Source organism: Paenibacillus oryziterrae, from assembly GCF_042610485.1.
In the GTDB taxonomy this organism is placed as follows: Bacteria; Bacillota; Bacilli; order Paenibacillales; family Paenibacillaceae; genus Paenibacillus_AQ.
In genome coordinates this window covers 109,551-122,484 of the sequence record NZ_JBGJZO010000010.1, presented here as the reverse complement: position 1 = coordinate 122,484, position 12,934 = coordinate 109,551, and the positions used below count along the sequence as shown (strand labels likewise).

Below are 12,934 nucleotides of genomic sequence, written 5' to 3'. Positions count from 1 at the left end.
CTTGGGAGAGAACTTATTGTGAATCGAAAAAAACGGATATACCGGCTGCGTACGGTGATTACGCTGATGTTCTGCGCGGTATTGGTGCTTATCCTGCTCATGTTATATGTGATCTTCAGTGTTCGAACCGGTACTCAGACCCGGCGGAGTCTGGAGGACAAGGCGATTGCGATTGCGAGAACGGTAGCACTCACACCTGTAGTCCAGGAAGGTCTTCAAGCGGGGGAGAGCCGTGAGATCAGTACGTTCGCTGCCAAAATCCAGCGGATTAACGACGTGCGGTTTGTCGTCGTCATCGATATGAAAGGCATCCGTTATTCCCATCCGAATCCGTCTGAGATCGGCAAGCGATTCCGTGGCGGTGATGAGGGAGCGGCTCTTCGCGGAGAAATGTTCATCTCCGAGGGGGAAGGAGTACTCGGTAAATCCGTGCGGGCCTTTATGCCGGTCTATTCGGGCCGGGGAGTTCAGCTCGGTGCAGTAGTAGTAGGTATCTCATTGAGCAAGGTTGAACAGAATGTAGGGCAGAATAAATGGATTATTGCCGCTGCGCTCGCACTAGGTGCGGTGCTTGGTGCGTTTGGTGCCATGCTGCTGGCCCGCAAGATTAAGAATCTGATGTTCGGACTGGAACCTGTACAGATATCGGAACTGCTGGAAGAACGGAGTGCGATGCTGCAGTCCACGCGAGAGGGAATTATCGCTGTGGATGACCAAGGCAGAATAACGCTGATGAACCAGGAAGCCGAACGGCTGCTGAGGTATGGAGCCCACAGCAGCGGATTCCTCAAAGATCAGGATATCAGGGATTATTGGCCGGACCTGCGGCTGGGAGACGTACTGGAGGGAGGTCAGGCCTTGCAAGATGAGGAGATCAGCCTGAACGGTATTAGCCTGCTGGCCAATAGCCTGCCCATCCACGTGAACGAAGTTATCAGCGGCGCGGTAATCACATTCCGTGACAAGACGGAAATGGTCCAGCTCGCGCAGCGCCTGTCCGGGGTCAGCTTGTATGCGGAGGCGCTCCGCGCCCAAACGCATGAATTCATGAACAAACTGCATGTTGTGATGGGAATGTCGCATATGGGATTACATGATGAACTGGTAGAGTATGTTTCAGAGACGGTGGGTCATTACAACGAGGATATCGGCTCCCTTACACGTAAGGTGAAGGACCCGGTAATGGCCGGATTTCTGCTCGGCAAGCTGAGCAGAGCCCGTGAAGCCGGAGTGCAGCTAATTCTGGAGGAGGACAGCTTCCTGCCTGAAGCGGATGAAGATTACCCTGAAATAACCCACGAGCTGATAACCATTGTGGGCAATTTATTAGATAATGCCATCGAAGCGCTGCAGGACAGGGCGCTCAAAGAAATCAGATTGTCATTTCAAGTTGAGCAGGGTCAGTTGACTTGTACCGTTAAGGATTCAGGCGGCGGAGTTCCGGAGAGGTTGCGCGAGCATATCTTCACGCATGGCTTCTCTACGAAAGGTACGAACCGGGGAATCGGATTGTATCTGGTGAAGCGAAGTGTAGACCATTTGAACGGAACGCTAACGCTTATCACCGGACCGGAATCCGGCACACATTTTCAGGCCGTTGTGCCTTATGCTGCAAAGGAGGACACGGGATGAGTATCCGAGTGCTGATTGTTGAAGATGATCCAATGGTTGCGAAGTTCAACAGGCATTATGTGGAGCAGGTTGAAGGTTTTGAATATGCAGGCTGGGCGGCCTCAGGAGATGAAGCGGAAGAACTGCTCCGTAAAGATTCGGTGGATCTCGTTCTGCTGGATATATACATGCAGCATACCAATGGCTTGAAGCTGCTGGCAGACATCCGTGAGTCCGGTTCTACTGTAGATGTGATTATCATATCGGCAGCCAGCGACCAGGCGAGCATCCGTAAGGCGCTGCAATTCGGTGCGGTGGATTACCTCATTAAGCCGTTCGAATTCTCACGCTTTCAGGAGGCTTTGACCGCTTATCGCGAGCAGTATTCCATGATGAGCCGCAGGGAGTATCTTTCGCAGGAAGAGCTGGACAAGCTGGTCGGACACCGCAGGGACGATGGCCCGGCACCTGGCCCCGAGCTTCCTAAGGGCTTGACGGGAAAGACGCTGCTCACGCTGTGGGAGCTGATCCGGAATTTGCCCGGGAACTCCTTTTCCACGGAGGAGATTTCTGCTGTTGCGCCGATTTCTCGTATTTCCGTGCGCAAATATCTCGCTTTTTTAAGTGATGCCGGAATTCTTGCCATGGATATTAACTATGGTGCGATAGGCAGGCCGCTATATAAATACAGCATTACCCCAGAGGGTCCTGAAATCATCACTAAATATTTATGAGTTACTTTAGTTACAAAACGTTTTCTTTAATTACGTAAACTTCCAAGAGTACTGCCTTTGCCGCTATGATAATTGTGAAAATATGCACAAGGGGGCAAGGGTTTAACATGAAAAATAAAGCAGCAGCTGCTCTTATTCTCGTTCTTACATTTATGCTCGTTATCGCAGGATGCGGCAACAGCACCAGTAACAGCAGCAACAGTAACAGCAGCAATGAGAACAAGAGCAAGGGAACTGAGACTAAAACAGAAGCCGTTTCGGGAGCATCCGAAGCAAGCTATACTCCGTATGATCAGCTTAAAGATAAATATGATATCATCATTGTCGGTGGTGGCGGTGCTGGTATGTCGGCCGCACTCGAAGCCAAAGCCAAAGGCTTGAATCCGGTTATTCTCGAGAAAATGCCGGTTGCCGGCGGGAATACGACCAAATCTTCTTCGGGGATGAATGCATCGGAGACGAAGTTCCAGAAGAAACAAGGCATTGAAGACAGCAATGATTTGTTTTATGAAGAGACCTTAAAAGGCGGACATGATACGAACGACACAGAAATGCTCCGTTTCTTCGTTGATAATTCAGCGAGCGCCATTGATTGGCTGGATTCCATCGGCATCCGTTTGAACAATATCACCATCACAGGCGGAATGAACGAGAAACGGACACACCGTCCTGAAGATGGCTCTGCGGTTGGACAATATCTGGTTAAAGGTCTGGTTAAGAACCTGCAAGAAAAAGGTATTCCTCTGTTTGTAAATGCCGACGTGAAGGAAATCACGCAAAAAGACGGCACAGTGAACGGCGTCAAAGTGTTGTTCAACCAAACTGATGAGAAAACGATTGAAGCCAAAGCAGTCGTTGTAACTACCGGCGGCTTCGGTGCCAATAAGGAAATGATTGAGGCAGTAAGACCTGATTTGAAGGGGTACGTAACCACCAACCAGATCGGTAGCACCGGCGACGGAATCCGGATGATCGAACAAGTAGGTGGAACAACGGTTGATATGGATCAAATCCAGGTTCACCCGACCGTGCAACAGGAGAAATCTTATCTGATCGGGGAAGCTGTCCGCGGAGAAGGTGCAATCCTTGTTTCCAGTGAAGGCACCCGTTTCACCAATGAACTGGATACCCGCGATAAAGTTACCGCTGCAATCAATACACTTCCTGAGAAATCAGCGTATCTTGTATTTGATTCCGGCGTGAAATCCCGTGTTAAAGCCGTTCTGCAATATGAGAAAATGGGCTTTGTCAAAACAGCCGACACGATTGAGGCGCTGGCTGCAGAAATGAATGTTCCTGCGGATCAATTAAAAGCGACACTGGGTACATGGAACAGCAGTGTGGCAGGTAAAAAGGATGCCGAATTCGGCAGAACAACAGGGATGGACAACGATCTGTCAGGCGCACCTTATTACGCCATTCAAATCGGTCCCGGAGTTCACTACACCATGGGTGGAGTGAAGATTAACACGAATACTGAAGTTCTCGATAAGAACGGCAAACCTATTCCGGGTCTTTTCGCGGCGGGAGAAATCACTGGCGGACTGCACGGTCAAAACCGCATCGGAGGCAACTCCGTTGCAGAAATTATTATTTTCGGCCGTCAAGCAGGGATTAAATCGGCTGAATTCGTAACAGCAAAATAATTCAGGCGCTGGATTGATCCGGCGTAATATAAGGCACCCCCAAATCACTTGGGGGTGCCTTTTGTTAAGAATTCGATTCTGCTGGTGAAGGCTTTGAGGAACGGGTCAGTGAGAACAAATCAAGCTCCGGCCTGTGACGACCGGCTAGTGTATCTGCCAGCAGCTCGGCGGCGATCATACTGTAGACAGTGCCGTTACCGCCATACCCCTCGACAAAATAACAATGCGGATACTTCGGGTGCGGCCCGATGAACGGAAGCCCGTCCCGGGATGTACCGAACACTGCCCCCCAGGCATATTCCAGCTCCAACCCCCGGGTTTCAGGGAATAATTTCTCTATTTCCAACAGAAGTTTCTGGCCCTGGGAAATAACTCTTACGTCGCGGCGTTCCTTATCGGTCAGCGGTTCGTCCTTGCCTCCGGCGATAATACGTCCATCCGGAGTCGTCCGGAAATACAGATAAGGCCGTGCCGTCTCCCAGATCAGGGTTCGTTCATGCCATTTGGGAAATACCTTTAAAGGGCGGGTCATTATGGCGTACGTATTAATCAGCTCAGCCCCCCGGTCTTTCTTCATCTCCTGTGTCTCATAGCCCATCGCAAAAATAATGTTCTTTGCAAAGATCCGACCATTCGCCGTGTGACAGATTACCTCGTCCTCTTTAAACTCCAAATGCTTCGCTTCTGTGTGCTCATAGACTTGTAGGCCTTGAGAGTGTGCCTTATGGATCAGGCTGTGTACGGTCCGGAACGGATTGGTCTCTGCATCACCATTCGAATAGAGCGCTGCAGGTCTAGTAAAAGAATAATGAGCAGCTACCTGACTTTCCTCCCAAAACGCGGTCTCAAAGCCGTTAGCCACCAGATTCTCATATTCCATCCGCAAGACAGGGACATCTTCAGGCACACTCGCATACAGCAAGCTGCTGCGCGGGAAGATCTGCGGATCCATATCCAGCTTGCCAGGTAGTTCAAGAATGGCTTGCAGCCCTTTGCGGCAAAGGTTATAGAACAATACCCCATGTTCTTTCCCGAAGGTATTGATGCAGGAAGTGAGCGATTTGTCGTTGGCGATTTGCAGCAGACCGGTATTGGCATGGGTGCTGCCGCCGCCAACGGTTCTTTTATCAATAAGAATCACATTGGCCCCGCTTGAGGACAACCGGTAAGAGGCCATAGCACCTCCCATTCCGCCACCGATGACAAGACAATCACAGTATGCATCAGCTTGTAAAGTGCCATAGGCAGGGGGATTCGGCAAAGTATGACTCCAGGGTGATTGTCCGCTGATTAGGTTCATATGGGTACTCTCCTTTATGGGCTCTGGCCTTTAGTATGGGCAGGAATACTGCTGCTGATGTGCGGGGAACTAAGAATCATCGATATCTCTTGTGCATTATCACACATAAACGAATGGACAATGCGCCATACTAAACCTTGTTTGGACCACGAAATCTAAGGAGGGAACAAGAAACATGCAATCTACACAAATGCAGCCGCTAAGCGGAAAAGAGCTGGAGTATATCTCTGATTCCATTTCAAACGAGGATCTTCTCATCAAACAGCTTGCAGCAACAGCGGGAACCACGCAGAATTCAGCAGTGCGCCAGATCTGTATGCAGCATCTTCAAAGCCATACCCACCATATGGGCACATTGATCCAATTGCTCCAGCACCACCAGCAATACGCTCCGACACAGCCGCAACAATAGGCCATACAACAAATAGAATTAAATTATACTTCAGGGAGGTAATTAACCGTGTACGCACAAAATACATCGGCATTTATGCCGGATGAAGATTTGCTTAATACTATTTTGGCTGATTTGAAGCGGACAGTCCGCGAGTATACTACAGCTGCAACGGAGTCGAATTGTCCGACTGTGCGCCGGGCATTCAATGACCTGACAATGGATACTCTCCGTCTTCAAGGGGAGCTGTATACCCATATGTCGCAGATGAATATGTATACCGCTCCATGCAAGGCGCTTCGCCAGGACGTGGACAAACAAATTCAAAGCGCCCAGCAGACTCAGCAAAAATGCCAGCAGTTCGTGCAGCAAAAAACAGGCGGAAGCGGTATGTACACTCAACAGAGCAACGTTCCGCTGCATCAGGCCAACGTGCAAAACCCTTATTATATGTAACCCCGATCCGCACCGGATGAAGCCGGCAGGCTTGCCGTCTGCGGTCAGAATTACACAAACCTAAGGACATCTGATATAAATCGCCCGTTCATGCCGGATACTGCGGAAAACGGGCGGTTTTTTTGCATATTTATAAACAGAACTTGTTTGCAGAGTTGCCATTTTCATGTCATATTAGTATTAAATCTTTTCGCGGGCGGCATAAAAGCATTTGCGGCAGCTGCGAACTATCCCGGAGGGAAGGCATGGAAGATATGAACGAGTTGAAGAGGAAAGTGCTGGAACTGCTTAAGGAAGATGCGAGAAGCTCTGCGGAGCTGATGGCCACCCTGCTGGGAGCGGAAGTAGACGACGTCAAAGCCGTGATTGAACAGATGGAGAAAGATCATGTCATTGTCAAATATGCGACGGTCGTCAATTGGGATAAAGTAGACGATGAAAGAGTAACCGCACTGATTGAAGTTCAGATCACACCTGAACGCGGACGGGGTTTTGAAGGGATTGCCGAGCGGATCTATTTGTACCCGCAGGTGAAATCCGTATATCTCATGTCCGGTGCATATGATCTGCTGGTTGAAGTGGAAGGCCGCAATCTGAGAGAGGTCGCTAACTTCGTCTCCGAGAAGTTGTCGCCTATCGATTCAGTGCTGTCTACCAAAACGAATTTTACGCTTAAAAAATACAAACAGGACGGAATTATCTTCGAGGAACACGAGGAAGACAACCGTCTGATGATCTCTCCGTAAAGGAAGTTGAACGATGATCACGAATAAAGGACAGCTTGCCGGAGAGAATACGAAATCGATGAATTCCTATTTGGCCCCCTTGGTGCAGCAGATTCAGCCTTCAGGTATCCGCAAGTTTTTTGATTTGGCTGTGGGCAGCAAAGATATTATTTCTCTGGGTGTAGGGGAACCGGATTTCAAAACACCCTGGCATGTCAGAGAAGCATGTGTGTATTCACTTGAAAAAGGATTCACTGGATATACCTCTAATGCGGGAATGCCGGAGCTTCGGGAAGGGATTGCCAATTATCTGCATAACCGGTTCGCAGTAGATTATAATCCGGCCAATCAGATTATTGCTACTGTAGGCGGCAGTGAGGCGATTGACCTTGCCCTGCGTGCGCTGATTGCCCCGGGTGATGAGATCCTGATTCCGGAGCCTTGTTATATCTCCTATTCACCGATTACATCCATAGGCGGAGGAGTACCGGTAGGTATTGAAACGTTTGGCGAGAATAACTTCAAGCTGACAGCCGAGGGGCTGGAAGCCAAGATTACCCCTCGCTCCAAAATTCTGATCCTGTGTTATCCTAGCAATCCGACAGGAGCGATCATGACCCGGGAGGATTGGGAGCCGATTGCCAAAGTGGTCGAGAAGCATGATCTGATCGTGATCTCCGATGAGATTTATGCGGAGTTGACCTACGGCAGCAACCATGTGAGTTTTGCCTCGCTGCCGGGTATGATGGACCGTACCATTCTGGTCAGCGGGTTCTCCAAAGCTTTTGCTATGACAGGATGGAGAATGGGTTATGCCTGTGGTCATCCGGAGATTATTTCAGCAATGCTCAAGATCCATCAATATACTGTTATGTGTGCACCATCGATGGGTCAAGTGGCAGCACTTGAAGCGTTGACTAACGGCTTGGAAGAAAAGGACCGGATGGCAGATTCCTATAACCAGCGCCGGCGGCTGATCGTTAAAGGGCTGCGGGATGCCGGATTGGTCTGCCATGAGCCGCAGGGGGCGTTCTACGCATTTCCAAGTATTCAGGCGACAGGACTAACCTCTGACGAATTCGCACAGCGGCTGCTGCGTGAATATAAAGTGGCTGCAGTTCCCGGAAGTGTATTCGGCTTGGGAGGCGAAGGATACCTGCGTTGTTCCTACGCCACCTCTGTCGCACAATTGAACGAGGCTTTGGAACGTATCGGCAGCTTCGTACAACAGCTTAAGCTGGAGCGAGAATAAATTTCCTTTAAACAGTGGCGAATTTATACTTTTTATGGTATAATTTTACTTCGGAAGTAAGTCCAGACTTGTACTAGTGTAAAGTATTGAGACGGAAAGTACTTCTTAAACTTTATAGGAGGGATGATTGTGCTGATTGCCGATTATCATGTACCTTCATTTGGCAGGGAATATTTTTCGGGAAACGGAAAACGAACTGCCAAGGGAGACACCCCTCTGCGCGGTCCCTCTCTAGAAGATGAAATAAGGGTACTTCGAGGCAGAATGGAACAATTATTTGTACAGGAAAAGTCATTTACTTCGGACATCGTCGTTGAGATAAGCAGTCTTTTGGATTTGAAAATAAATGAGTATATGAAGTTGCGTTTCTGTAATAAATAATTGGGGATGACAGGGAGGGTCCACTGGGCCCTCTTTTTTATAAGAACAATAATCTTGTTAATGCGACAGCGGCGGGAGGGCAGATCATGAACAAAGAAGATCAGGTCATGACGAGTTTCAGGGACTTATTCAACAAGATGGCTTGGCTTAATAAATACAAGATGGAAGATAGTCTTAAGGGTTATAAGTCTTCTGAAGTACATTGCATCGAATACATTGAACGAAATGTAGACTCCAACGTGACGAAACTGGCGGAGTCCCTTTATATGACCAGTGGTGCGATCAGTAAAATAACGAAAAAACTGATACAAAAAGGCATTATCGAAAGCTACCAAAAGCCGGATAACAAGAAAGAAATCTATTTTAGGCTAACTGAGCAAGGGAAAGTCATTTATCAAATCCATGATGATCTGCACAGGGAGTTTCGGGAGCGGGATAAAGCCGTATTTGAGCAGGTAACCGAGGCACAATATGACAGTATGCTTCGCTTCATAGAAAAGTATAGCAGGCACTTGGATGCAGAAATAAAGAAGCAGGGACTTGATTTGAAGTCTGAAATTAATGTAAATAATGAAGATTAACCACAGGCAGCCAGGCTCTTTTGAGAAAGGCTGCATTTTTTTTGGTCATTTTTTGTTGCCAAGGAAACAAAATGATGATATGATATTTTTGTTTCCATGGAAGGAAAATGATGATGTAAGGAGAGAATTCAAGTGTTTAAATCTAGATCACATCATGAACAGAAGACAGAACAAGCCGTAGATAAAAAGGCTCTAATATTTGGTCTTATGTCTGTATTTCTATGCGGAATAGGCTTCAGTATCATAGCACCTGTCGTCCCATTCCTGGTGCAGCCTTATACTAATCCGGGGAATCAAGCTGTAGTTGTTACACTGCTGACCTCTGTTTATGCATTCTGCGTGTTTTTTGCGGCTCCCGGGCTTGGAGCTTTGAGTGACAGATATGGCCGTCGTCCGTTGCTCTTAATGTGCCTTTTGGGTTCCGCAATCGGGTACATCGTTTTCGGTATCGGAGGAGCGCTATGGGTACTGTTTGCCGGGCGCATCATAGAGGGGATAGCAGGCGGGGTCATCAGCACCCTCTTCGCCTATTTTGCAGACATCACTCCTAGCCAGCAGCGCACCAAATACTTTGGGTGGATGAGTGCGGTTGCAGGTGTAGGCTCCGCCATTGGACCAACTATGGGTGGATTACTAGCCAAGTTTGGTTATTCAGTACCCATGTTTGTTGCAGCAGCCATAACTTTATTGAATGTTGTTTTTGGATTCTTGTTTATGTCTGAGAGCCTTGATCAGAATCATAGACTGAAGAAGATTACCCTAGTAAGACTGAATCCATTCATACAGCTTGTAAACGTACTCTCCGTGAAAAAGTTAAAGAGACTGCTGGTCTCGGCGTTCCTGCTTTGGATACCTAACGGATCTTTACAGGCGGTTTTTTCACAATTTACAGTAGATACGTTTAAGTGGGCGCCGGCACTAATCGGACTTATGTTCTCAATCATGGGCGTCCAAGATATCATCTCCCAAGGCTTCATCATGCCCAAGCTACTTAAGAAACTGAGTGATGCACAGATAGCGATTCTTGGAATGGCTTCGGAGATTATAGGGTACACTCTTATTGCGCTATCTGCTTTATTCTCTTTCTATCCTCTGGTTATCGCCGGAATGTTTATCTTTGGTTTTGGTGATTCGATCTTCGGACCCTCATTTAATGGCATGCTCTCCAAGTCTGCGGATTCCAGTGAGCAAGGAAGGATTCAAGGAGGCAGCCAATCTATTCAGGCATTAGCAAGAATCATAGGGCCTATTATCGGAGGTCAAATCTATGTATCGGTTGGTCATTCCGCGCCAGCCTTTATGGGGATGATCCTTGTAGCAGCGGCAATACCCGTATTGTATAGAGGTACGTACATAAATAAGTAAATTCACACCCGGTTGAGCTCAACTCAGCCGGTTTTTTTGTATGGACATATAAGCTGGAAAGAAGAGACTGCCTTACAAACAGAGTCGAGTATGGTACATTATTATTATGTGATTTTTTAAGGGGGAAGTCTGTTTGAGCGGAAAGTTGAAAGGAATGAGTATTGCCCTGCTACTGGTGCTGGTGGCGGTGCTGTCCGGCTGCAGCGGAGGCAATGACAAGAATACGGTAACGATCTTTATGATGGACCAAGCGGGAAGCCCGGGAACCATTGGGGAGACGCTGGGGAAGCAACTGAAGGACAAGCTGGGCCCTGATTTGAAAGTGGAATTTATCGAGAGCGCCATGTACAACAATACGAAGTTAGTTGTGGAGTACGCTGCGGGTATGAACGACATTATGATTTTAAACAAAGAAGATGTAATGAATTTCGGGAAAAGTGGCGCGAACTTGCCGCTCGATGATTATTTCTCCGCAGAAGAATTCCCGGAAGGCGTCTTTGAAGGCGGAGTTAGCGTAGAGGGTGAAGAAGAACTGCGGCAGGAGAAGCATCTTTATGCCATACCCGCCTCGAAGCTGAAAATGTTCAAGGACGCAGGATTCGCACCTGACGATTTATTTGTCACGGTGGCTGTATCCACAGACAGCCTGGAACATAGCGCTGCGGCGATTAAGGCCATGATGGAATAAGGCCCAGACTTTCATACACAGGAGGATGAACCTATGGCGATCTACACACGAACAGGTGATAAAGGGGAGACCTCGGTTATTGGCGGCCGGGTAAGCAAGGATGATGTACGGGTTGAGGCATATGGCACAATCGACGAACTGAATAGCTTTGTAGGGCAGGCCCATAGCCTAATGGATGACGACAAATTTGCGGATGTGCGTGAACAGCTGCTGGAAATTCAGCATGAGCTGTTCGACTGCGGATCGGACCTGGCATTTGTGAAGCTCAGTGAAAGCAAATATAAAGTAAAAGCGGAAATGGCAGAGAGACTGGAGGGCTGGATTGACAGTCTTCAGGAGGGAAATCCCAAGCTTGAGCGCTTTATCCTGCCGGGAGGCAGTCAGCTTGCTTCAGTGGTACATGTCTGCCGCACCGTCTGCCGCCGCGCAGAGCGGCGCGCGGTGACACTCTCGCGTAGTGCGGATATTAACTGGGAGGCCGTAGTGTATCTGAACCGGCTTTCGGATTATTTCTTCGCCCTTGCCCGGGCAGTCAATACACGCGAAGGAATTGCTGACGTAGAGTATGTACGAAGCAAAAAGGTGTTCCGCAACTGAGATGAGCAGTTACTATGCACCCATTACTTATATTGTACCGCCTGAAGAAGACGACTGGATTCTGAAGACGATCCTGCAGAAGCGGATGGACGTTTCGCGCAAATTACTGTCCCGCATAAAAATGACGGAGCAGGGAATTACGCTGAATGGTGAACGGGTCTATATCAGTGTACGGGTCCGCGCCGGAGATACTGTCCAGATCCGTATGGAGATTGAGACGTCGGCAGATATTTTGCCTGAGCCGGTTCCCATTGAAATCCTCTATGAAGATGAGCATTTGCTCGTCGTCAATAAAGCGGCAGGGATCATTGTTCATCCCACTCATGGACATTATACCGGCACGCTTGCCAATGGGGTCGTTCATTACTGGGAGCAGCAGAATAAACAGTACCGCTTTCGCCCTGTCCACCGGCTGGACCAGGAGACTTCCGGCGTATTAGTGATTGCGAAGAATCCGTATATTCATCAGCACATCTCGGAGCAGATGATTGCCGGAACTGTAGATAAGCGTTACACCGCCTTTGTTCACGGGGTACCCGCGAGCCCTTCTGGAGATATAGACGGCCCGATTGACCGTGACCCGGAAGAACCGCATCGGCGCATCGTAACACCAAGCGGCTATCCCTCACTCACTCGATATATGGTCAAAGAAGAATTCGGTGCTTACGGAGCTCGTGTTGAGCTGAAGCTAGAGAGCGGCCGGACACATCAAATCCGCGTTCACATGACCTCTATCGGCTGCCCGCTGATTGGAGATGGCATGTACCGCCACGAGCTTTATGGCCGGGGGGATTTGTCCGAAGCGGAAACTCACCAGCTGGAAAACGTAGCCGCCCTTGACGCAGCCATCCCGCGCCAGGCATTGCACGCCGTGCGCCTGACGCTGAAGCACCCTATTCTGCAGCGTGAGATCACTTTCGAAGCCCCGCTGCCGCCCGACATGGCAGCGCTGGAGGCCTTACTTTCCCGCAACACAGAGCGGGAATAGGCTATTATTTAATACGGCGATGAAACAACGAAGAGGAATTTTGGAACTGGAGAAGCGTAGCGTTCGCCCGAAAGCTTTCCGTAGGAAAGCTCGCATCGGAAGCATAAGCCATCCTCGGATTTCTACCGCGGAGAGCGGTTAAAATCAGGAAATCTGAGGATAACAGCGATCGGAAGAATAATTCGCCGGTGAAGCGGCCGGTATCACGACTAAGTAAGG

At 48.9% G+C, this 12,934-nt stretch carries 14 protein-coding genes; 13 read left to right on the top strand and 1 reads right to left on the bottom strand.

What is annotated here, in order from left to right; translation table 11 throughout:
* Positions 1-18: 18 nt before the first annotated feature.
* The 3 genes from dcuS (at position 19) to ACAN55_RS13095 (ending at position 3,991) form a co-directional block, all read left to right on the top strand.
* A complete protein-coding gene (gene dcuS / locus ACAN55_RS13105) occupies positions 19-1,632 on the top strand; it encodes a DcuS/MalK family sensor histidine kinase (RefSeq protein WP_379133180.1) in 1,614 nt (537 codons plus the stop codon).
* Positions 1,629-2,345: a response regulator gene (locus tag ACAN55_RS13100; RefSeq protein WP_379133177.1), complete on the top strand. Its 717-nt coding sequence runs from the start codon at positions 1,629-1,631 to the stop codon at positions 2,343-2,345. Before dcuS ends, ACAN55_RS13100 begins: the two co-directional genes overlap by 4 nt.
* A 107-nt stretch (positions 2,346-2,452) precedes the next feature.
* The gene (locus tag ACAN55_RS13095; protein WP_379133174.1) at positions 2,453-3,991 is read left to right on the top strand and encodes a flavocytochrome c; all 1,539 of its coding nucleotides are present in this window, start codon (positions 2,453-2,455) and stop codon (positions 3,989-3,991) included.
* Between the two features lie 64 nt (positions 3,992-4,055).
* Here ACAN55_RS13095 and ACAN55_RS13090 read toward each other — a convergent pair whose 3' ends face one another.
* A complete protein-coding gene (locus ACAN55_RS13090; RefSeq protein ID WP_379133171.1) occupies positions 4,056-5,291 on the bottom strand; it encodes an NAD(P)/FAD-dependent oxidoreductase in 1,236 nt (411 codons plus the stop codon).
* 175 nt (positions 5,292-5,466) lie between these two features.
* On the opposite strand from ACAN55_RS13090, the gene ACAN55_RS13085 reads away from it, so the two are divergent.
* The 10 genes from ACAN55_RS13085 (at position 5,467) to ACAN55_RS13040 (ending at position 12,715) form a co-directional block, all read left to right on the top strand.
* Positions 5,467-5,703: a hypothetical protein gene (locus tag ACAN55_RS13085; RefSeq protein ID WP_379133169.1), complete on the top strand. Its 237-nt coding sequence runs from the start codon at positions 5,467-5,469 to the stop codon at positions 5,701-5,703.
* Between the two features lie 48 nt (positions 5,704-5,751).
* Positions 5,752-6,138: a spore coat protein gene (locus ACAN55_RS13080; protein ID WP_379133166.1), complete on the top strand. Its 387-nt coding sequence runs from the start codon at positions 5,752-5,754 to the stop codon at positions 6,136-6,138.
* 245 nt (positions 6,139-6,383) lie between these two features.
* Positions 6,384-6,884: an Lrp/AsnC family transcriptional regulator gene (locus ACAN55_RS13075; protein ID WP_379133164.1), complete on the top strand. Its 501-nt coding sequence runs from the start codon at positions 6,384-6,386 to the stop codon at positions 6,882-6,884.
* 13 nt (positions 6,885-6,897) lie between these two features.
* Positions 6,898-8,115, top strand: a complete 1,218-nt coding sequence (locus ACAN55_RS13070; protein ID WP_379133161.1) for an aminotransferase class I/II-fold pyridoxal phosphate-dependent enzyme — start codon at positions 6,898-6,900, stop codon at positions 8,113-8,115.
* Positions 8,116-8,244: 129 nt separating this feature from the next.
* On the top strand, positions 8,245-8,496 hold the full coding sequence (locus ACAN55_RS13065) for an aspartyl-phosphate phosphatase Spo0E family protein (protein WP_379133158.1): 252 nt from the start codon (positions 8,245-8,247) through the stop codon (positions 8,494-8,496).
* 86 nt (positions 8,497-8,582) lie between these two features.
* The gene (locus ACAN55_RS13060; protein ID WP_379133155.1) at positions 8,583-9,077 is read left to right on the top strand and encodes a MarR family transcriptional regulator; all 495 of its coding nucleotides are present in this window, start codon (positions 8,583-8,585) and stop codon (positions 9,075-9,077) included.
* A gap of 132 nt (positions 9,078-9,209) precedes the next feature.
* Positions 9,210-10,442, top strand: coding sequence for an MFS transporter (locus ACAN55_RS13055; RefSeq protein WP_379133152.1), 1,233 nt, complete (start codon positions 9,210-9,212; stop codon positions 10,440-10,442).
* A gap of 133 nt (positions 10,443-10,575) precedes the next feature.
* Positions 10,576-11,130, top strand: a complete 555-nt coding sequence (locus tag ACAN55_RS13050) for a type 2 periplasmic-binding domain-containing protein (protein ID WP_379133149.1) — start codon at positions 10,576-10,578, stop codon at positions 11,128-11,130.
* A gap of 33 nt (positions 11,131-11,163) precedes the next feature.
* Positions 11,164-11,727: a cob(I)yrinic acid a,c-diamide adenosyltransferase gene (locus ACAN55_RS13045; RefSeq protein WP_379133146.1), complete on the top strand. Its 564-nt coding sequence runs from the start codon at positions 11,164-11,166 to the stop codon at positions 11,725-11,727.
* A 1-nt stretch (position 11,728) separates the two neighbouring features.
* Positions 11,729-12,715 carry an RluA family pseudouridine synthase gene (locus ACAN55_RS13040; RefSeq protein ID WP_379133143.1) on the top strand — a complete coding sequence of 329 codons (987 nt, stop codon included), beginning with the start codon at positions 11,729-11,731 and terminating at the stop codon, positions 12,713-12,715.
* Positions 12,716-12,934: the final 219 nt, after the last annotated feature.

Coding starts and splice junctions, on each gene's coding strand:
- ACAN55_RS13100 (WP_379133177.1), top strand. CDS start 1,629: ATGAGTATCCGAGTGCTGATTGTTGAAGATGATCCAATGGTTGCGAAG.
- ACAN55_RS13095 (WP_379133174.1), top strand. CDS start 2,453: ATGAAAAATAAAGCAGCAGCTGCTCTTATTCTCGTTCTTACATTTATG.
- ACAN55_RS13090 (WP_379133171.1), bottom strand. CDS start 5,291: ATGAACCTAATCAGCGGACAATCACCCTGGAGTCATACTTTGCCGAAT.
- ACAN55_RS13085 (WP_379133169.1), top strand. CDS start 5,467: ATGCAATCTACACAAATGCAGCCGCTAAGCGGAAAAGAGCTGGAGTAT.
- ACAN55_RS13075 (WP_379133164.1), top strand. CDS start 6,384: ATGGAAGATATGAACGAGTTGAAGAGGAAAGTGCTGGAACTGCTTAAG.
- ACAN55_RS13070 (WP_379133161.1), top strand. CDS start 6,898: ATGATCACGAATAAAGGACAGCTTGCCGGAGAGAATACGAAATCGATG.
- ACAN55_RS13060 (WP_379133155.1), top strand. CDS start 8,583: ATGAACAAAGAAGATCAGGTCATGACGAGTTTCAGGGACTTATTCAAC.
- ACAN55_RS13045 (WP_379133146.1), top strand. CDS start 11,164: ATGGCGATCTACACACGAACAGGTGATAAAGGGGAGACCTCGGTTATT.
- ACAN55_RS13040 (WP_379133143.1), top strand. CDS start 11,729: ATGAGCAGTTACTATGCACCCATTACTTATATTGTACCGCCTGAAGAA.